We start from the raw sequence: 18,515 nt of genomic DNA on the forward strand, positions 1-18,515 counted from the left end.
CCTGTCTGAGAGGACGCTATCATCCTATGCGCAAAATGCCAGTGGGATGCGGGCGGGCAGTCCTCAGGCAAACAGCGATTTCTGGGCGATGCCGTGCATTTTGAGCGCCTTGAGACGGCGGCGGCGGGCCTTGGCTGTCAGCGGGCCTTCCTTGGATCTGGCGCCAGACAGGCGCTGAGCGATGCGCGTGAACATATGCTGTTCCTCTGCTTGCCTGCCCCCAATGCATCCAGTTTGAATTCAATTTGAGGCAAAAATGGCGCCGATTGTGGCGCCATCTTGGAAATTTACGTGATGATTTGGTGGCGCGGGCTTAGCGCAGGATCATGTCTGTGGGCCATTTGAGCGTGTGGGAGAGGGTGACTGTGAAGGTGTCTCCTGCAGCCAGCGGGCGCTCCCACATCAGGATGCCGCGGTCCCCGTCCACATCCTCAGACGCCGGGGCGGGGGCAGCCTGCCATGTGATTTGCAGGTCTTCCTGCTCGGAATAGGGCACGCGGCCAAAGAGGCGCAGATCCCACGTCTGACCGGTGAGGTTTTCAGCGGAGAAGATGCGCTCTTCGGTCTGGTCGTTGCGGGTGGTGATCACGCCGCTGTCGCCGGTGTTGCGCGCAACCAGGGTTTCGGTCAGGCGCAGGCCGATGATCGGGCCAAAGGAGAGCTCGGTTTTGTCGCCCTGGGCCAGAAGGGGCATCTGGCCTGCGCCAATAAAGGTGCCGTTGAGGTAGAAGCTGCTGTCCTCGCTTGGCAGGATGAGCTCTTCGAACTCATTGGTGATCTCTGCCATGAGGAAGGCGGTTTCGTCATACAGCGGGTTGGCGTGGGCGTAGACCGTGGGCGTGAGGTCCAGCGTGTCCAGTGCGATGCGCAGGGCATCGGCGTCCGAGGTGAGGTCAACCGGCGTGTTGTAGCTGTAGGTGGCGTTGATGCCGTCGCCGAAATCCACGGCGGCGATCTCCGCTATGATTGCAGGCTCTGCCATCGGAGCGGCGGCGCTTTTGAGAGCGCGGCTGTCGGTCGCAAAGAGCTGCTGCTCCTGCTGGGGCAGGATGCGGCGCAGGTCGGGCCAGAGCTGTTGCGGTTGGGTCTGCGCGTCGGGACGGCTGGTGGAGAGGGTCACGGCGACGTTGCGCCAGTCTTCGCCGGTGTATTGGCCAATGAAGGCACCGCGCTGCAGGGAGAGCGTGGGAGTGTCACCCGTCGTCAGGTGCAGATCATAGACCGGTCGCCAGCGCGCCTGATCGACTAGATGGGTCAGGGTGAGGGTGCCGGAGGTGGCCTCCTGCGCGGTGATGGAAATTGCGAGCATGGCGTTCTCACTCAGCGAGGGGGTGAGGGCATCCACCAGTTTTTGGGCATCCTGCAGGTCTTGCTGGCGGTCCTTCAGCTCCTGTTCAAAGCGGCGGGCGTCACGCTCGATTGCGGCGATTTCCTGCCGTGTGGCGAGGGTCTGTTCGCCGATCAACGCGAGGGTTGCGGTGAGTGTTTCCGGCGTGGCGGCGGTGTCTGTGGGGGCGGTCAGCGTGGCGAGATAGGCGAGGCGGGCCTCTGCGGCCTGTGCATGCATGAGCACATCGGCCTTGGCGTCCTCAGAGGCGCGCAGGGCATCGCGGGCCGCGTCGCGTGCGGCTTTGGCGGCGATCAGCTCCGCGCTGTCGGTGAGGTCGATGGGCTGCGTGCGGTCACTACGCAGGGTGACGGCGCCAAGGGTTGCGCCCTCAAGGGCAACGCGCACCGAGCTTGGGTCGAGTGAAGCAGGAAGGTTGGTGATGAGTAGCTCATGCGCGCCTGCGGGGGCTGTGAATGGCACAGAGCGGGTGAGCGTTGCCCCTTGCGAATAGAGCGTGGCGGCTGTGACAGGGGCGTTCAGCGCAATGACATCCGCCGCGAGAGGGCTTGCGAGTGGCAGCAGGGCGGCGGCTAAAATGGCGTTTTTCATCAATCACCTATGTGTTGTGTTTGGGGAGAGACGAACATGGCGCGAGAGCGGAGGCAAGGGGGGCTATGACCGAGTGCTCCCATGGGCGGGGGATTGCCTGAAGCGCCGGAGGCGGCGCGCACCCGCGGTCGCGCGCTGCCCCTATCTCACAAAAAAAGGCGCCCCGGGGGACGCCTTTCTGAAATCTATCAGCGCGGGGCTTAGCCCTTTTTGAGCACTTCGCGGCCCAGGGTTTCGGCGATCTGAACCGCGTTCAGGGCCGCGCCTTTGCGCAGGTTGTCGGAGACGCACCACAGGTTGATGCCGTTCTCCACGGTGCTGTCCTGACGGATGCGGGAGATGAAGGTTGCAAAGTCGCCCACACACTCTTTCGGGGTGACGTAGCCGCCGTCTTCGCGCTTGTCGATGACCATGATACCGGGGCTTTCGCGCAGGATGTCACGGGCTTCGTCTTCGTCCAGGAACTCTTCGAATTCGATGTTGATCGATTCCGAGTGGCCCACAAACACAGGCACGCGCACGCAGGTGGCGGTGACTTTGATGTCTTTGTCCACGATCTTCTTGGTTTCCGCGACCATCTTCCACTCTTCTTTGGTGGAGCCGTCTTCCATGAAGACGTCGATGTGCGGGATCACGTTGAAGGCGATCTCTTTGGTGTAGACCTTTGGCGGCACATCGGAGGTCGGGTTGTAGACCGCTTTGGTCTGATCCCAGAGCTCGTCCATCGCGTCTTTGCCGGAGCCGGACACGGACTGATAGGTGGAGACCACCACGCGCTTGATTTTAGCGCGGTCGTGCAGTGGCTTCAGCGCCACAACCATCTGCGCGGTGGAGCAGTTCGGGTTGGCGATGATGTTTTTCTTGGAATAGCCGTGGATTGCGTCGGCGTTGCACTCAGGCACGATCAGCGGCACGTCCGGGTCGTAGCGGTAGAGCGAGCTGTTGTCGATCACGACACAGCCTGCGGCCGCTGCGATGGGGGCGAATTTCTTGGTTGCGTCAGAGCCAATGGCAAAGAGCGCGATGTCCCAGCCCGAGAAGTCGAACTGTTCAATGTCCTGAATCTTCAGGGTTTTGTCGGCGAAGGTGACCTCGGTGCCCTGGCTGCGACGGCTGGCCAGAACGGCAAGCTCATCCACTGGGAACTGGCGTTCCTCCAGAATGTTCAGCATTTCGCGACCCACGTTGCCCGTGGCGCCTGCGACGACGATGCGATAGCCCATCTTAGGTCTCCATTTTAAACGACGCGCCCTCTTAGCCCTGTTTTCCTCAAGAAAAAAGGGGGCGGGTGACGGAAATTGCTTATGAGGGCCATTCCGCTTTGCGATCATGGCTCACAAGTCGGTGAATTCGCAGCATTGAAACCGCTCAGTCGAGGCGGTCTTCGGAGAAGCAATAGATCAGCGCGCCGATCACCAGAAGGGCGGCGAGGCAGCCGAAAATTACCTGATAGGCCAGAAGCGGATTTGACGGCGCAATGGCGCTGTGCAGCTTGCCGGAGCCAAATTGCATCACGCCGACGCCGCCGATGCCAAAGAGGTTCATCAGGGTGACGCCGCGACCGGTGAGATGTTCGGGGAAGAAGCTGCGCGAATGCGCGATCATCACCGGGAAGGCCGCCCCGGCAAAACCGACGATGGACATCAACACCACCGCGCTGAGCGCGCCGTGGTTGGCAAACAGCGTGAGGCCGATCAGCGCGGAAGCAGACACCGACGCGCCGCCGATGATCACCCATTTGCGGGTGCCAAGGAGACGGTCTGACGGGCCATAGACAAAGGTGCCAAGGATCATCGACAGCCCCATGGCCAGCGTGGCCTGCCCCACTTCACCGGTGGTGAGGGAGAAGACATCAGACAGATAAGGCCCAATCCAGAGGCCGCGAATGCCTGCCGAGGGCATGTAGTTCACAAACATCAGCGGGATCAGCAGCCAGACGGCGGGGAGCTTGAGCAGATCCAGCACGGAGCCACGGCTGTCGCTTTGGGCGGGTGGCGGGTCCTGCACCATGCGCCAGGAGGCAATTGCGATCACGCTGCTGACGGCCGCGAGCACCCAGAGGGTTGCGCGCCAGCCGATGGTTTCTGCCGCCCATGCGGTGGGATAGGCCGCGATCAGGTTGCCCACGGAGCCAATGCCGAGCGTGAGCGCGGCCAGGGTGGCAAAGCGCGCAGGCGGGTAGCTGCGGGCAAAGATGAAATAGCTGGCCATAAGGACGGGAGAGCAGCCGATACCGATGAGCGCCATGGCAATGGAGATGTGGATCGGCGCGGTGGCCATGGCAAAGAGCGCGGCACCGCCGCCGCCGCCCAGAAGCAGCAGGATGGCCGTGGTGCGGCGCGGCCCGAAGCGGTCCAGCGCTGCGCCCACTGGGATTTGCATGCCCGCAAAGATCAGGAACCAGAGGCCGGAGGCAAAGGCGAGATCGGCTGCGGTGGCGCCGAGGTCGACCTCCAGCACCTGTGTCAGCACCGCCAAAAAGGCCCGGAAAAACTGGCTCAGCACATAGGCCAAGCACAGCAAGATCAAATCTGCGCGCATGAAAATTCCTCCCTCGCGCGGGACAGGACAGCATGTCTGTCCAAATGGCAAGAGCGCGCGCGCCAATTGCGGTGTGGTTTGATTGCTGGGAGGCGCTGCGCACAAAGGTGTGATGGGGCTGAAACACCCTGAACTTCGCCGCGCCTTGTTGCGTAATCTTGGCAGTGGAACCGTATAGGGCCGGCGCATGACCACGTTATCAGAACAGCCTCAGCAGGGCGGGTTTTATGAAACCTTGCCGCGCTTCAGTGAATTTGACCGTATGGCAGAGCCTGAGGGCTATGCCCCTTTGCCAGACGACTGGGTTGTGGGGGCGGCTGATATTGTAGGCTCGACACAGGAGATTGCGCAGGGGCGCTACAAAACGGTGAACCTCGTGGGGGCGGCGGTGATTTCAGCGCAGCTCAATGCGGCGCAGATGGCGCGACTGCCTTATGTTTTTGGCGGCGACGGGGCGCAGTTTGCGGTTTGGCCGGAGCAGCGGGCGCAGGCGGAGGCGGCGTTGGATGCGGTGCGGCGCTGGGCGCGCGAGGAATACGGGCTGAACCTGCGGGTGGCGATGGCCACGGTGGGCGAGATTCGGGCGGCGGGGCAGGAGGTGCGCGTGGCACGCTACGCGCCTGCCGAAGAGGTCGACTATGCAAGCTTCTCCGGCGGCGGGCTGACCTGGCTGGAAGCAGAGATGAAAGCGGGGCGGTTCGGGATTGCGGAGGGTCGGGCCTCGATCGCGCCGGATCTCAGCGGGCTGAGTTGTCAGTGGGCCAATGTGGAGGCTACGCGCGGGGTGATCCTGTCGCTGGTGGTGGTGCCGCGTGAGGGCACCTCGGAGGCGGCGTTTGCGCAGGTTGCTCAAGAGGTGATTGCGGCCACGCAGGACAGGGCGCGCGGTGGGCATCCGCTGCCGAAGAAGGGTCCAAAGGCGGTGTTCCCGCCGCCGGGCCTTGATATTGAGGCGCATATCCGTGGCGGTGGCCCGGTGTGGTGGCGGCGGGCGAAGCTGACCTGCAGCAGCGCGTTGATCTGGTGTCTGTTTCGCAGCGGGATGCGACTGGGCCGGTTTGATCCGGTGCTCTACACGGCGGATGTGTCGCGCAATGCGGATTACCAGAAGTTTGATGACGGCCTGAAAATGACGCTGGATTGTGATCCGGCGATGCAGGCGCGGATCACAGCGGTGCTGGAAGCGGCGCAGGCGCGCGGGGTGATCCGATACGGTTTGCACACGCAGGATGCGGCGATGATGACCTGTATTGTGCCCGCACCGGTGGAGCGCTCTCATATGCACTTTGTGGATGGTGCGACGGGCGGCTATGCGCTGGCGGCGCGGAACCTGCGGGCGCGGGCGGCATAGCGGTTTTGCAGCCGCGCGGGCCTTTTCTGAAGCCGGGGAAGTGCCTTGGTGACGGTAGGTCGGAAAAGTGCAATTTCAAGCTAAAGAAATTGCCTTTTAAGCGGTTCCGGTGCATCAATGTTTCATGACAGGCAATACAAATATTCTCAGTACTACTCAGTCTCTCCCCATCGTGTTGCTCCGTGCCCGCGAGAAGGTGATGAAACCTGCGCGGACCATGCTGGCGAACGTTGGTGTGACCGAACAACAGTGGCGTGTCGTGCGCGTTTTGGTGGAAGAGGGGCCGATGGATCCGACCTCCATCGCCGAGCGTGCGGTGCTGTTGCTGCCCAGTTTGACGCGGATTTTGCACAAGCTGGAGGAGAAGGGCTACATCACGCGGGAGCGCGATGAGAAAGATGGGCGGCGGCAGGTGATCCGGGCGACGATTGTGGGCTGTAAGCTGATCGACGACAATATCCCTGCGGCGCATCAATATGCCCAGCAGCTGAAGGATCATATGGGCGGTGAGCGCTATGATCAGCTGTTGGATCTGCTCAACCAGTTAAACGAGATCGACCTCTGATTGCTCAGCCTGCGGGTCTGAGCTGATCGGGATGCGCGGCCGCAAAGGCGGGGTGCGCAGCGCAGGCTGTGGCCACCGCATGGATGCGGGGCAGATCGCGCGTGTCCACCTCCCAGCGGGCGGCATTATAGAGTTGCGGGATCAGGCAGATGTCCGCCAAAGAGAGTGTTTCTCCGCAGGCAAAGGGCGTTTGGCTGAAAGCCGCAAGCTGCGCCTCAAATGCCGCGAGGCCGGGGCGGATGAAGCGCTGCATCCAGGCTTTGGTGGCCTGCGCCGGGTCGGGGGCCGCGCGGGTGGCGTGGCGCACCACCGAAAGGTTGCATACCGGATGCACATCCACCGCCACCGTATGAGCCAGCGCGCGGACCTGGGCGGCGTGGGCCGGATCTTCAGGCAGCAGCCCCATGCCCCGCGTGTCATTCAGATAGTCCAGAATGGCGAGGGATTGCGTGAGGCGATGCCCGTCGATGTCCAGCACGGGCACAAGGCCCTGCGGGTGGCGCGCCAGATGGTCCGGCGCTTTGTGCGCGCCGGCAAGCAGATCCACGGTGACGCGCTCAAACGGGACGCCCGCGAGATGCAGGGCAATCCTCACCCGGTAGCTGGCGGATGAGCGCCAATAGTCATAGAGCACTGTGCTCACGCAGGCGTGCCTGCAGATTTGGCCGCAGTGATGGCGTCGGTCAATGCGCGCGTATCGCCTATGTGATTGGCGAGCACAAAGATCAGACGGGCGTTTAGCGCGTCGCTTTCGGCGCGGGTGAGCCCGTCGTGGGCCTCAGTGAGCGCGGCGAAGAAGGCGTCGGCGTCCTCAAAGTTTGCAGCAAGTGTCAAAGCGTCAGACATCAGATCACTCCTTACCGGTGGCGCGGCGCAGGGCGGCGCGGAAGTGGCGCTCATCAAAGGTGTCGCGGCGGGCGGCGACATGTTGGTCAGGCCGGATCAGGTAGACGCCGGAGGGGCAGTCCCCAAGATACTGGCGTTTCAGCGTGAGCGTAGGATCATCGCGCACAGACAGCGCCAGACGCAGCGCGGTGACGCCGCATTCCTCCAGATGATCCGGGGCATCCGCATCAATGGTCAGCAAGATGAACTGATTGCCGAGATGATCCAGCAGATGGCCTGTGCCGATGGGCGCGTCCGGACAGGGGCTGCCGGGGCGGGTGAGCGCCGGTGCCGCCAGCGCATCCGCGCTGATCAGGGGGCTGCTGTCATAGGTGCAGGGCGTGGAGAGCCGCCCGGAATTCACCAGCGGCCGCGCAAAGGCGTGGTGGGCCGAGAGATCCAGCACCGCGTCCCGCAAAAGGCGGCTCATGTCCGACTTGGGCGTGATGAACTCCGTGGAGCGGGTGGAGTTGAGAATGTTCTCATCTGCGGCCTGCGCGCGCTCAATGTTGTAGCTGTCAATCAGGCTGTTGGGCGCTTTGCCGGACAGCACAAGGTGCAGCTTCCAAGCCAGATTGTCGGCATCCTGCAGGCCCGAATTGGCGCCGCGCGCGCCAAAGGGGGAGACCTGATGCGCGGAATCTCCGGCAAAGATCGTCCGGCCATGCACAAACCGCTCCATGCGGCAGCATTGGAAGGAGTAGATCGAGACCCAATCCAGGGTAAACTCCACATGTTCCCCCAGCATGGCCTTGAGGCGCGGGATCACATTTTCGGGGCGCTTTTCGCGCTCTTTGTCGATGTCACGGCCCAGTTGCAGGTCGATCCGCCAGACGTTCTCTGGCTGTTTGTGCAGCAGTGCGGATTGGCCGCGATTGAACGGCGGATCAAACCAGAACCAGCGCTCGGTCGGGAAATTGGCCTGCATGACCACATCGGCGATGAGGAAATTGTCCTCAAAGACCTGACCGTCAAAATCCAGCCCCAGCATACGGCGGGTGGGGGAATTGGCCCCGTCACAGGCGATCAGCCAATCGGCCTCCAGCGTGTAGCTGCCTTCGGGGGTGTCCAGTTCAATGGCCACGTGATCATAGTGCTGACCAATGGCCTCAACCTTGTTGCAACCGCGAATTTCGATGGGCGCGCCCGCGCTCTGCATCTCGCGGATCTGTTCCACCAGCAGGCGCTCAAAGGTGTATTGCTGCAGATTGATGAAAGCAGGGCGCTTGTGGCCCGGCTCATCGGTCAGGTTGAAATCATAGACCGGGCGGTCATCAAAGAAGACCTTGCCTTTGGACCAGCCAACACCGTGGTCGACCATCTGTTGCCCGCAGCCCAGACGGTCGAGAATTTCCAGCGGGCGTTTGGCGAAACAGATCGCGCGGGAGCCGGTCACCACGCGGTCATTGTCATCAAGCACCACCACCGGCACGCCCAGCTGGGCGAGATCAATCGCGGTGGTGAGACCCACAGGGCCTGCGCCGATGATCAGAACCGGATGGCGCACCGGCACCGAGGCGTCCTGATCCAGACTGCGCTGATAGGCGTAGAGCGGGACGTCAAAAATCTTGGTCATAGTGCTCCTCCGTGTTTGCGCGCGCTCTGCGCAAAAGGCTGCCAAATCCTGCCGCTTCCCGCCATGATATCGGTCAAATATGTGGGTTTTGGCGAAGCGGAAGATTGGCATATATGGATCATTTCTTGACTGCCTCCGTCTCTCCGCTGGCGAAGAGCGCAGAAGGCTGCACCAGATGCTTTGAGAGGCCTAAGTCGAGTGCAATTGTTGCGATCATAAGCACTCCGAAGAGCGTCATCATCGCCAAGGACTTGTTGGCGAACCGTCCAAGCTTTGTTTCTTTTTCTAGGCGGTTCATCGTTTCCACAGCTGCGCTGGACTGTTGCATATGTTTCGCGCTGTACGGGCGCCTAAACAGGCTGAAATCGTCTGTCTCGTCTGCTGCACGCGATGACAGTAGCGCTATTGAAACGATGCTGCAGGCCCCAAACACGAACGTTCCGAAGAAAAACATGGCAAAGGCAACATTCATCGCCGCCACTAACACTGCAACGCCTCCCACATCTCCAGATCGCGCTGGGCGGTCCAGATGCGCGGGGTGTCGATGCCGCGGGCCTCGTCATAGGCGCGGGCGACGTTGAACGGCAGGCAGTGCTCATAGATCGCGTAGTCGGCAAATTTCGGATCACAAGCGGCGCGCACCGCGTCCCATGCTTCTTTCAATGAGCCGCCGCGTGCGGCCACCTGTGCTGCCGGGCGGTAGGTGCTTTGCACAAAGTCGCGGGTGCTTGCGATGGCGGCGTTGACCATGTCTTTGCCAATGAGCGCATCGCCGCGGCCCGGGGCGATTGCATCCAGATCAAAGGCTTTGATCGCATCCAGAGTGGTGCCCCAGTCGCCAAAATGCCCGTCGCCGCAGTAGCACGCTGATTGGTATTCCACGATGTCGCCGGTGAACATGACGTTTTGGTCAGGCACATGCACGACGATGTCGCCTGCGGTATGGGCGCGGCCCAGATGCATGAGATCAACACGCCGGTTGCCGAGGTAGACCGTCATCTTTTCGCGGAAGGTGGTGGTTGGGTAGGTCAGGCCGGGGATGCTCTCATGGCCTTCAAACAGGCGCGGGAAGCGCTGAAACTCGCTGTCCCAATCTTCCTGACCGCGCTCCACCACCATGGCGCGAGCGGCATCGCTCATGATGATCTGATCGGCGCCATAGGCTGAGGCCCCCAGCACGCGCACGGCGTGATAATGGGTCAGCACCAGATGGGAGATCGGCTTGTCGGTCACAGAGCGCACACAGTCGATCACCTTTTGCGCCAGACGGGGCGTGGCCTGCGCCTCGACAATCATCACGCTGTCATCGCCAATGATCACACCGGAGTTGGGATCTCCTTCGGCCGTGAAAGCATAAAGCCCCTCGCCGACTTCGGTGAAGGAGATGGTTTTTTCCTGCGTGTCGCCTTGAGAGGCGAAGGCTTTGCTCATTGGGTCTGCTCCTTGTGGTGATGTTGGCTGGGGGCCAGCCCCCAGGCCCCCGGGATATTTGGGGCAAGAGGAATGGGATCAGGGTTTGAAGGGATCGTCTAATGCGGCCAGAACGGTGCCGGTGCACTCGCCAAAGCCGATGGTGTAGCCGTCGCCCAGCGCCGCGCCCTGCAGGGTCAGCGTGTCGCCATCCTCGATGAAGGTACGGGTCTCGCCGCTCTCAAGTGTCAGGGGCTCTTTGCCGCCCCAGCTGAGTTCCAGAAGGCTGCCGCGCTCAGGCTTTGTGGGGCCAGAAATGGTGCCGGAGCCAAGCAGGTCGCCGACATTCATCGGGCAGCCGGAGGTGGTGTGATGGGCAAGCTGCTGGGCGGCGGAGTAATACATCTGGTCATAGTTGGTGCGCGCAATGGTGCTGGGTGCCTGGCCTTCCGGTGCCATGCTGATGCTGAGATCAATGTCATAAAGCATGGGGCCCGCGTCTTTGAGGTGGTCAAGCAGCTCAAAATCACGTGCGGGCGTGTCGGTGCGAAAAGGCGCGAGCGCGGCTTTGGTGACGATCCATGGCGAGATCGAGGTCGCGGTGGCCTTGGCCTGAAACGGGCCAAGCGGCTGATATTCCCAGGCCTGAATGTCGCGCGCGGACCAGTCGTTGAGCAGCACATAGCCAAAGATCATGTCATCGGCTTCCTGCACGGTCACAGGCCGTTTGGAGGGCTGGCCGACAATCGCGCCCATCTCAAGCTCGATGTCAAAGCGGCGGGAGGGCAGGAAGGCGGGGGTGTCGTGGTCCGGCGATTTGAGCTGTCCCCAGGGGCGGCGGATGTCGGTTCCGGAAACCACAACCGAGGAAGCACGCCCGTTGTAGCCGATCGGGATGTGCAGCCAATTGGGGGGCAGGGCGTTCTCAGGACCACGGAACATGGTGCCGACGTTCTGTGCGTGGTTCCGGCCTGCGTAGAAATCGGTGTATTCAGACACTTTGAAAGGCATGTGCAATGTGGCGGAGGCCAATGGCACGGAATAGAAGGTCAGGGCTTCCTGGGTTGCCTCATCTGCGGCTTCTGACAGCAACGCCTGAAGGGCCGCGCGGTAGCGGGCCCAGACCTCGGCCCCAAGCTCCATAAAGTCGTTCCAGTAGGGCGCGTCTAGCACATCCGCATCCGGGTCTGCGCGCAGGGTGCCTACGGCCTCAAGCCCGGTGAGGTCAATGATACGGTCCCCGATGGCCGTGCCGCAGCGCAGATCGCCGTCGTCAACGGAAAACACCCCGTAAGGCAGATTGTTCAACGGAAATGGGCCATCCGGAGTGTTGGCGCTTTCCACCCATGATCTCAGCAAAGGCATTGCGGTTCCTTTTGTTTCAGCACGCCGGCTGGGGTTTCTCATTCACAAAATATCCCGGGGGTGGGCTTGCCTTTGGCAAGCGAGGGGGCTGGCCCCCTTACCCTCGTTTGCCATCGGACCCTCATTTCTTACCGGGTGTGCCGTCAAACTTCTTCTCAATATCTGACCAGCAATCAATGTAGTCGTCCTGCATCGGGGCCTCATGACCTGCGAAGGCGGTGAGGTGTTGCGGGAAGCGGGTCTCGAACATGAAAGACATGGTGTTGTCGAGTTTTTCGGCTTGCAGATCCGCATTGGATGCGCCTTCAAACGCGTTTTTGTCCGGGCCGTGGGGGATCATCATATTGTGTAGGCTCATGCCGCCCGGAATGAAGCCTTTGGGTTTGGCGTCATACTGGCCGTAAATATTGCCCATCAGTTCGGACATGATGTTTTTGTGATACCAGGGCGGGCGGAAAGTGTCTTCGGCCACCATCCAGCGCTCGCGGAAGAGCACGAAGTCGATATTGGCGGTACCCGGCACGCCGGAGGGAGCTGTGAGCACGGTGAAGATGGATGGATCGGGGTGGTCAAACAGGATCGCGCCAACCGGGCAATAGGTGCGCAGGTCGTATTTCACAGGCGCGTAGTTGCCATGCCAGGCGACCACATCAAGCGGGCTGTGGCCGATCTCCGTGCGGTGGAACTGGCCGCACCATTTGATGGTCACAGTGGAAGGCGCGTCGCGGTCTTCAAAGGCCGCGACCGGCGCTTTGAAGTCGCGCGGGTTGGCCATGCAGTTTGCCCCAATGGGCCCGCGGCCGGGCAGCTCGAACTTCTGGCCGTAGTTTTCGCAGACAAAGCCGCGGGCGGGGCCTTCGAGCACTTCGACGCGATAGAGCAGGCCGCGTGGGAGGAGCGCGATCTCTTTGGGTTCCAGATCAATGATCCCGAGTTCCGTTGAGAACCGCAGCACGCCCTCTTGCGGCACCACCAGCAATTCGGAGTCCGCGGAGAAGAAATAGTCATCCTCCATTGAGGTGTTCACCAGATAGATGTGGCTGGCCATGCCCACCTGCGTGTTCACGTCGCCAGCGGTGGTCATGGTGCGCATGCCGGTGATCCATGTCAGCGGTGCATCGGTGTGGGGCACAGGGTCCCAGCGGTACTGCCCAAGAGATGTGACATCCGGATCGACATTGGGCGCGGACTGCCAATAGGGCACATCGATCTTGGTGTAGCGGTGGCTGTGTTTCACGGAAGGGCGAATGCGGTAGCACCACGTGCGTTCCACGGTTTCGGCGGTGAAGGCCGTGCCGGAAAGCTGTTCGCCATATAGGCCGTAGTTGCATTTCTGCGGGCTGTTCATGCCTTGTGGCAATGCGCCGGGTAGGGCCTCGGTTTCAAAGTCATTTCCGAAACCGGGCATGTAGCCCTCATGAGGGCCGGTCAAAGAAGGGGCTTTTTGCATGCGGGTCGGGACCGTGTGTTTGGTCATCTCAACGCTCCTGTGACGAATTTAGTTGCATAAGTAAAAGTTGATTTTGTAACTAACAAGACGGAGGGACGCGGAAATGACCGAAAAAACGCCATTCGATTTGCAGGCATTTTTGCCTTATCTGCTCAACCAAGCCGCCGAAGAAAGCAGCCTTGGATTTCAGAAAGTCTATAAAGGCCGATATGGCATGCTGCGCAGTGAATGGCGGGTGCTGTTTCATCTCGGCATGTTTGGTCAGATGACCGCGACAGAAATCGGTGGGCGCGCGAAGATTCACAAAACCAAGGTGAGCCGCGCTGTGAAGCGGCTGGCGGAGCGGCGGTTCGTGCGCCGTGCCCGCAGCGAAGAGGATCGGCGCGTGGAATGGCTGGAGCTGACACCGGCGGGGCGCAAAGCCTATGAGGACCTGCGCGATGTGGCCGCAAAATATGAGGCGGCGCTACAAAGCAAGCTGAGTGCAAGGGACGTGACCCAGCTCAAAGAGCTGCTGAGCAAGCTGGCCAAATAGGGCGCAGAGGCACGATTCGGATCTGATTTGATTCGGATTGTCGCGCGCATTGCGGCGAAAACCGCGACAGTTGGTTCGCGCTTCGCGCATTGTTTTTGCAATGCAAACAGTCGCTCCGCAAGTGGCAGTTATTTATGGTTAATTTGACGTAAATTTCTTGAAACGACTTGGGGCGCTATGGCAGATTTTTCAGGCACGATGGATGACGCTCGAGGTTGGAATGGGACTTTTTCACGGACTAAAAACTGCGGCTTTGGCTGCAGGTGTGATGGCCGCGAGCGCTCCGGCAGCTATTGCGCAAAACCACTCTGGCTGGCGTGGCTGGTGGTGGTGGAACTGGAATTGGAACTGGGGTGGCCACGGCGGTGGCACAGGCCACACCGGTGGGACCACCAACGCAGTGCCGGAAATTGATGCTGGAGCCGGACTATTGGCGGTTGCCGCCGTTATGGCAACCCTGGCACTGGCATGGGAGCTGCGCCGTCGCAATCGTCATAAAGAAGGCTAAGCCTTCCAGATTGTGGTGCAGACTGGGGATGATGGGCGCTCAAATGAGCGCCCATTTTCCGGTTAAAAGGGCCGCTGCTGCGATCACCGCATTTGCGATGATATGCGCGGCGATGGGATCGGCCAGCCGGTTGCGGTGCAGATAAAGCGCGCCAAAGGCAACACCCGCAAGAACACCCGCGAAGAAGCGATCATGCAGCAGGCCAAAGAGCAGGCTGGAGACGGCGATGGCGAGGATCGCCCAGAGCAGACCGTCTTGCCTGAGGCGGCGCAGCACATAGCCGCGAAAGAACAGCTCTTCGATCACCGGCACCAAAAGGATTGTGCCCAGAAAGCGCAGGCCGATCCAGAAGACACCGGGTGCTGATCCTTCTGATGCGGGCGCAGGGGCGGCGGTGAGCACCCAGAGGAGGCCAATCGCCAGACCGGTTGTGATGGAAGCGCCTGATGGGAAGGCGTGCCAGTTTCGCAGCGCGGGCCAGAAATAAAGCAGCACCGCGCCCATGAGCAGCGCGCGCAGGGGGTAGCCGTCAGATGGGTTTGGCCAGAAGGCAGAGGCAATCACACCTGACAGCATCATCACGATGAAGGGCACAATGCGTGCGGCCAATGTATCGCTGCGCATGGCGTTGCGTGAGATCTGCGGGCGCGGTATGCGGTGCAACCAACCGGCGCGGTGCGCGACGATCACCACGCAGAGGGCCAGCGCGGTGAACATCAGCCAGCCGGCGTAGGAATGAAACCCGTTGAGGGCGTGCTCCGGCGACACCCGTGCGCCGATGATGATGAGAACTGCAATCCGTAGGATGTTAAACAGCCAGCTTGTCAGCACGGCGAGCGGATAGAGGATCAGCCAGAAGCGGCGCTGGCGCAGGTCTGGGCGCATCAGGAGCGCATAGAAACCCATGAAGATGGTGATCAGCGCAATGCCTTCGACGCCGGAGCACTGGCTGGCGATCTGTACAAAGAAATCCTCGATGCCGATCACATAGGTGGGCGGGTCGACACTGACCTCAAAGCCGAAGGCGATCAGGCTGAGAAAGACCAGAAAGAACGTCAGGCTGCTGAGGGAGGACCACTCCCATGCCGGGCGGATCAGATTGGCGAGGTCAGGGACCAGAAAGCCGAGCAGGAGCGCCAGAGGTAGAAGGTAGCTGTCACCCCGGATCCAGCTGCGCCAGCTGTGAAAGGGCGTGACCCAGAAGACCGCACCAAGGATGGTGAGCAGGCTGCCGAGGCTCAAAAACAGCAATGTGGGGGTAAAGGCGCGGCTGATTTCGGCGGCGCCAAACAGCGGCAGCGGCGCAAAGATCAGGATGAGGCCTGCAAGATGCGCCCACAGCCAAGAGGGGCGGCCGGGTGTGGTACGCGCCGCACCAGCCAAGGCGCGATACGCAGTTGGCCTGAGCCAGAAATAGAGCGCCATGACCGTGATGATCGACAGGCCGCGGGCGGTCATGGAGCGCAGGGCGCGGCAGGCGCTTTCGATCTCGGTCAGGCGGCACTCGATGGAGGCGAAGACCTGATAGGCGAGAATGACCAGAAAAAGTTCCGCCACCGCGAGGGCGGCGATGGTCATCAGCCGGGATGGGCGCGACGGCCCGGTGTTGTCTGCGATATCCGGGCCGGTCATGTAGATTTAGAAGTCGATTGTGACGCCAGGCAAGTTCAGCGCCTTGATCAGGTCCCGCAGTTCCTGACGGGCGGCGACGTTTGAGATGTTGAGTTGCTTCACCCCGATGTCGCGCAGATCGAGCAGGGTCAGACCGCGCGGGAAGAGTTCCCGGAACACCACACGCTCGTTAAAGCCCGGTGCGACGCGGAAGCCGATGCGCTTGGCCAGACGGTCCAACGCCTTGCCCATCTTTTCCTTGTTGACCATCTGCTGGGCGCCCATGCGGTTGCGCATGACAATCCAGTCGATGGGTTTCAGGCCTGCCTGCGCGCGCAGCTGGCGGGCGTTCCATACCATTTCGGAATAGACTGAAGGGCCGAGGATCTTTTCGCCATCCTCATTCACTTTGGCCAGCAGGTCAAAATCCACAAAGCTGTCGTTGAGCGGGGTGACAAGCGTGTCGGCCAGAGAGTGGGCCACCTGGCTGAGGCGGGTGTGCGAGCCCGGGCAGTCGATCAGGATAAAATCGTTGTCAGGCTCCAGCATGGCCACGGCCGCAGAGAGGCGCTGGTCGTAGATGTTTTCGCCAGGTTGCAGGGTGTCCGGGTCGATCTCCGGAAGGTCGCGATAGGTGGGGCCTGGCAGCTCGAGACCGGCTTTCTCCGAGAAGCGCTGGCGGTTGGCGACATAGCTGCCAAAGCTCTTTTGGCGCAGGTCCAGATCCAGCGCGCCGACCTTATGGCCCATGCGCGACAGAGCGGTTGCGATGTGCATCGACAGGGTGGATTTGCCCGCGCCGCCCTTTTCGTTTCCGACAACGATAATATGTGCCATTCCGCTTGTCCCTGCTCGAAGTTTCAGTGCCGCGGCTCTTACGGTGCGGCCTTGTTAGTGTCTACTATATGTTGTGATTTTCCACAGGAAAAGTGCGTTGAATTGCTAGATTTCCCGCCATTTTCCGGTTTCCAACCCATTGAGCGACCAATCCCCGATTTGCGCCCGGATCAGGCGCAGGGTGGGGTGGCCGACGGACGCGGTCATGCGGCGCACCTGACGGTTGCGGCCCTCACGGATGGTGAGTGCAATCCAGCAGTCCGGCACCGATTTGCGAAAGCGCACGGGCGGGGTGCGGGGCCAGAGATCTGTTGGTTCCTCAATGCGTTGCGCCTGGGCAGGACGGGTGAGGCCGTCCTTGAGTTCCACCCCTTTGCGCAGCGCGGCCAATGCGGCCTCATCGGGTTCGCCCTCGACCTGCACCCAATAGGTTTTGGCCATCTTGTGGCGCGGATTGCTGATCTTGGCCTGAAGCTTGCCGTTATCGGTGAGCACCATGATGCCTTCGCTGTCGCGATCCAGCCGTCCGGCGGGGTAGACCTTGGGCACGTCGATAAAATCAGACAGAGTGCGGCGGGGGCTGCCCTCGGTTCCCTTGTCGGTGAACTGAGAGAGCACATCATACGGTTTGTTAAACAGGATCACGCGGGCCATGGCCTCTCCTACACGGGGCTGTGTTGGGGTTGCAAGTTCGCTTTGCCTGCGCTTTTTTGCGGCGCAAGACAGCTGGCCAGAGTGCGGGGAGAAAGATCATGGATTTCAAAGATATGCAGCCGGAGACGGTGCTCGCACAGGCCGGTGGCGCGCTTGACATGCAGAGCGGGGGCGTGGTGCCGCCCATTCAGCCCGCCACGACCTATGCGCGGGATGAGAATTATAACCTGCTGAACGAGAACAACCTTTACAGCCGTCCCCACAATGATGTGGTGCGTCAGGCCGAGGCAGTGCTGGCGCAGCTTGAGGGCGGGGCAGAAGCTTTGTTGTTCCCCTCCGGCATGGCGGCGATTGCGGCGCTGTTTCGCACGGTGCCGACCGGGGGGCGGGTTGTTGTGCAATCGGGCATCTATTGGGGCACCACCAAGTGGATCCGCGAATTCTGCGGGCGCCGTCAGGTGGCCATCACCGAGGTGGATGCAAGCGACAGCGCGGCCCTGCAGGCGGCCTGCGCAGCGGGGCCTGCTCATCTGGTCTGGATCGAGACGCCTTCAAACCCCTGGCTCAAGGTCGTGGATATTGCCGCCGCAAAGCAGGCGGCGGATAGTTGCGGGGCGCTTTTGGCGGTGGACAGCACGGCGGCCTCACCGCTTTTGTCCAAACCTCTGACACTGGGCGCGGATATTGTGATGCATTCGACCACCAAGGTGATCAACGGCCACTCTGATGTGCTGGGCGGAGTTCTGGTCTCCAAGGCGGCGACGCCGGTTTGTGAAGAGATTGCCAATGACCGCGCCAGCGCCGGGGCGGTGCTGGGGCCGTTTGAGGCCTGGCTTTTGCTGCGCGGGATGCGGACGCTTTCGGTGCGGGTGGAACGCATGGTGGAGAATGCGTTGAAAGTGGCGCGGTTTCTGGAGGATCACCCCAAGGTCGAGGCGGTGCTGTTTCCGGGATTGGAAAGCCACCCGCAATATGAGCTGGCGCAAAAGCAGATGCCGGGCGGGGCAGGATTTCTGATGTCCTTCCTTGTGAAGGGAGACAAAGAGACCGCATTGGGAGTGGCGGGAAAGCTGAAGCTGTTCCACCGCGCGACCTCGCTTGGCGGGGTGGAGAGCCTTGTGGAGCATCGCCACACAATTGAGTCACACACCGGTATTCCGGAGACCCTTCTGCGGATTTCGGTTGGTGTGGAGAGTGCTGAGGATCTGATTGGCGATCTGGGGCAGGCTTTGGGGCAATAAGCCTGCCTTGTGCGCTTTGGGGGAGAGGATCCGGGGCCTTCGCCAGC

General features: G+C 61.3%; 19 protein-coding genes. 5 read left to right on the forward strand and 14 right to left on the reverse strand.

Annotated features, from left to right (window positions below; translation table 11 throughout):
* Positions 1 to 63 precede the first annotated feature (63 nt).
* The 4 genes from J7400_RS21345 to J7400_RS13385 form a co-directional block, all read right to left on the reverse strand.
* Positions 64 to 195, reverse strand: coding sequence for a hypothetical protein (locus J7400_RS21345; protein WP_280637744.1), 132 nt, complete (start codon positions 193 to 195; stop codon positions 64 to 66).
* Positions 196 to 313: 118 nt separating this feature from the next.
* Positions 314 to 1,939: a DUF4139 domain-containing protein gene (locus J7400_RS13375; RefSeq protein ID WP_209064054.1), complete on the reverse strand. Its 1,626-nt coding sequence runs from the start codon at positions 1,937 to 1,939 to the stop codon at positions 314 to 316.
* A gap of 200 nt (positions 1,940 to 2,139) precedes the next feature.
* Entirely contained in the window at positions 2,140 to 3,162 is a 1,023-nt protein-coding gene (locus J7400_RS13380) for an aspartate-semialdehyde dehydrogenase (RefSeq protein ID WP_209064062.1), read from the reverse strand.
* Positions 3,163 to 3,307: 145 nt separating this feature from the next.
* Entirely contained in the window at positions 3,308 to 4,480 is a 1,173-nt protein-coding gene (locus J7400_RS13385; protein ID WP_209064064.1) for an MFS transporter, read from the reverse strand.
* Positions 4,481 to 4,667: 187 nt separating this feature from the next.
* Between J7400_RS13385 and J7400_RS13390 the strand changes: the two genes are divergently transcribed.
* Together J7400_RS13390 and hpaR are read left to right on the forward strand one after the other, a co-directional pair.
* A complete protein-coding gene (locus tag J7400_RS13390; protein WP_209064065.1) occupies positions 4,668 to 5,831 on the forward strand; it encodes a DUF3095 domain-containing protein in 1,164 nt (387 codons plus the stop codon).
* A 124-nt stretch (positions 5,832 to 5,955) separates the two neighbouring features.
* Complete coding sequence (gene hpaR, locus J7400_RS13395) at positions 5,956 to 6,396, forward strand: homoprotocatechuate degradation operon regulator HpaR (protein ID WP_209064067.1); 441 nt, start codon at positions 5,956 to 5,958, stop codon at positions 6,394 to 6,396.
* 4 nt (positions 6,397 to 6,400) lie between these two features.
* On the opposite strand, the gene maiA is transcribed toward hpaR, so the two are convergent.
* The 7 genes from maiA to hmgA all read right to left on the reverse strand — a co-directional run bounded on the left by maiA (position 6,401) and on the right by hmgA (position 13,109).
* Entirely contained in the window at positions 6,401 to 7,039 is a 639-nt protein-coding gene (maiA, locus tag J7400_RS13400; RefSeq protein WP_209064069.1) for a maleylacetoacetate isomerase, read from the reverse strand.
* A complete protein-coding gene (locus J7400_RS13405; RefSeq protein ID WP_209064071.1) occupies positions 7,036 to 7,242 on the reverse strand; it encodes a DUF2783 domain-containing protein in 207 nt (68 codons plus the stop codon). The genes maiA and J7400_RS13405 overlap by 4 nt, the downstream gene beginning before the upstream one ends.
* A 4-nt stretch (positions 7,243 to 7,246) precedes the next feature.
* Positions 7,247 to 8,857 carry an FAD-dependent oxidoreductase gene (locus J7400_RS13410; protein WP_209064072.1) on the reverse strand — a complete coding sequence of 537 codons (1,611 nt, stop codon included), beginning with the start codon at positions 8,855 to 8,857 and terminating at the stop codon, positions 7,247 to 7,249.
* 118 nt (positions 8,858 to 8,975) lie between these two features.
* Positions 8,976 to 9,344, reverse strand: a complete 369-nt coding sequence (locus J7400_RS13415) for a hypothetical protein (protein WP_209064074.1) — start codon at positions 9,342 to 9,344, stop codon at positions 8,976 to 8,978.
* Entirely contained in the window at positions 9,338 to 10,288 is a 951-nt protein-coding gene (locus tag J7400_RS13420) for an MBL fold metallo-hydrolase (protein ID WP_209064077.1), read from the reverse strand. Before J7400_RS13420 ends, J7400_RS13415 begins: the two co-directional genes overlap by 7 nt.
* Before the next feature lie 78 nt (positions 10,289 to 10,366).
* Positions 10,367 to 11,632 carry a fumarylacetoacetase gene (gene fahA / locus J7400_RS13425; protein ID WP_209064079.1) on the reverse strand — a complete coding sequence of 422 codons (1,266 nt, stop codon included), beginning with the start codon at positions 11,630 to 11,632 and terminating at the stop codon, positions 10,367 to 10,369.
* Positions 11,633 to 11,753: 121 nt separating this feature from the next.
* A complete protein-coding gene (gene hmgA, locus J7400_RS13430) occupies positions 11,754 to 13,109 on the reverse strand; it encodes a homogentisate 1,2-dioxygenase (RefSeq protein WP_209064082.1) in 1,356 nt (451 codons plus the stop codon).
* Between the two features lie 76 nt (positions 13,110 to 13,185).
* Between hmgA and J7400_RS13435 the strand changes: the two genes are divergently transcribed.
* Both J7400_RS13435 and J7400_RS13440 read left to right on the forward strand, forming a co-directional pair.
* Complete coding sequence (locus J7400_RS13435; RefSeq protein WP_209064084.1) at positions 13,186 to 13,617, forward strand: MarR family transcriptional regulator; 432 nt, start codon at positions 13,186 to 13,188, stop codon at positions 13,615 to 13,617.
* Positions 13,618 to 13,837: 220 nt separating this feature from the next.
* Positions 13,838 to 14,125, forward strand: coding sequence for a VPEID-CTERM sorting domain-containing protein (locus J7400_RS13440; RefSeq protein ID WP_247738801.1), 288 nt, complete (start codon positions 13,838 to 13,840; stop codon positions 14,123 to 14,125).
* Between the two features lie 39 nt (positions 14,126 to 14,164).
* Here J7400_RS13440 and xrtE read toward each other — a convergent pair whose 3' ends face one another.
* The 3 genes from xrtE to J7400_RS13455 all read right to left on the reverse strand — a co-directional run bounded on the left by xrtE (position 14,165) and on the right by J7400_RS13455 (position 17,227).
* A complete protein-coding gene (gene xrtE / locus J7400_RS13445; protein WP_209064086.1) occupies positions 14,165 to 15,757 on the reverse strand; it encodes an exosortase E/protease, VPEID-CTERM system in 1,593 nt (530 codons plus the stop codon).
* Between the two features lie 6 nt (positions 15,758 to 15,763).
* Positions 15,764 to 16,573, reverse strand: a complete 810-nt coding sequence (locus J7400_RS13450; RefSeq protein ID WP_209064087.1) for a division plane positioning ATPase MipZ — start codon at positions 16,571 to 16,573, stop codon at positions 15,764 to 15,766.
* 105 nt (positions 16,574 to 16,678) lie between these two features.
* Positions 16,679 to 17,227, reverse strand: coding sequence for a pseudouridine synthase (locus J7400_RS13455; RefSeq protein WP_209064090.1), 549 nt, complete (start codon positions 17,225 to 17,227; stop codon positions 16,679 to 16,681).
* A 98-nt stretch (positions 17,228 to 17,325) separates the two neighbouring features.
* Here J7400_RS13455 and J7400_RS13460 point away from each other — a divergent pair, with 98 nt between their 5' ends.
* Positions 17,326 to 18,468 (forward strand): PLP-dependent transferase, encoded by a 1,143-nt coding sequence (locus J7400_RS13460; RefSeq protein ID WP_209064092.1) that lies wholly within the window; start codon positions 17,326 to 17,328, stop codon positions 18,466 to 18,468.
* The last annotated feature ends 47 nt before the right edge of the window (positions 18,469 to 18,515 follow it).

Origin of the sequence: Shimia sp. R9_2, assembly GCF_017743735.1 — a bacterium.
GTDB lineage: Bacteria > Pseudomonadota > Alphaproteobacteria > Rhodobacterales > Rhodobacteraceae > Shimia.

Bases quoted from the DNA above. Each gene is read 5' to 3' on its own strand.
- J7400_RS13450 (WP_209064087.1), bottom strand. From the start codon at position 16,573: ATGGCACATATTATCGTTGTCGGAAACGAAAAGGGCGGCGCGGGCAAA.
- J7400_RS13410 (WP_209064072.1), bottom strand. From the start codon at position 8,857: ATGACCAAGATTTTTGACGTCCCGCTCTACGCCTATCAGCGCAGTCTG.
- J7400_RS13385 (WP_209064064.1), bottom strand. From the start codon at position 4,480: ATGCGCGCAGATTTGATCTTGCTGTGCTTGGCCTATGTGCTGAGCCAG.
- J7400_RS13405 (WP_209064071.1), bottom strand. From the start codon at position 7,242: ATGTCTGACGCTTTGACACTTGCTGCAAACTTTGAGGACGCCGACGCC.
- J7400_RS13380 (WP_209064062.1), bottom strand. From the start codon at position 3,162: ATGGGCTATCGCATCGTCGTCGCAGGCGCCACGGGCAACGTGGGTCGC.
- xrtE (WP_209064086.1), bottom strand. From the start codon at position 15,757: ATGACCGGCCCGGATATCGCAGACAACACCGGGCCGTCGCGCCCATCC.
- J7400_RS13375 (WP_209064054.1), bottom strand. From the start codon at position 1,939: ATGAAAAACGCCATTTTAGCCGCCGCCCTGCTGCCACTCGCAAGCCCT.
- J7400_RS13390 (WP_209064065.1), top strand. From the start codon at position 4,668: ATGACCACGTTATCAGAACAGCCTCAGCAGGGCGGGTTTTATGAAACC.
- J7400_RS13420 (WP_209064077.1), bottom strand. From the start codon at position 10,288: ATGAGCAAAGCCTTCGCCTCTCAAGGCGACACGCAGGAAAAAACCATC.
- J7400_RS13455 (WP_209064090.1), bottom strand. From the start codon at position 17,227: ATGGCCCGCGTGATCCTGTTTAACAAACCGTATGATGTGCTCTCTCAG.
- fahA (WP_209064079.1), bottom strand. From the start codon at position 11,632: ATGCCTTTGCTGAGATCATGGGTGGAAAGCGCCAACACTCCGGATGGC.
- J7400_RS13440 (WP_247738801.1), top strand. From the start codon at position 13,838: ATGGGACTTTTTCACGGACTAAAAACTGCGGCTTTGGCTGCAGGTGTG.
- J7400_RS21345 (WP_280637744.1), bottom strand. From the start codon at position 195: ATGTTCACGCGCATCGCTCAGCGCCTGTCTGGCGCCAGATCCAAGGAA.
- hpaR (WP_209064067.1), top strand. From the start codon at position 5,956: ATGACAGGCAATACAAATATTCTCAGTACTACTCAGTCTCTCCCCATC.
- hmgA (WP_209064082.1), bottom strand. From the start codon at position 13,109: ATGACCAAACACACGGTCCCGACCCGCATGCAAAAAGCCCCTTCTTTG.
- J7400_RS13460 (WP_209064092.1), top strand. From the start codon at position 17,326: ATGGATTTCAAAGATATGCAGCCGGAGACGGTGCTCGCACAGGCCGGT.
- J7400_RS13435 (WP_209064084.1), top strand. From the start codon at position 13,186: ATGACCGAAAAAACGCCATTCGATTTGCAGGCATTTTTGCCTTATCTG.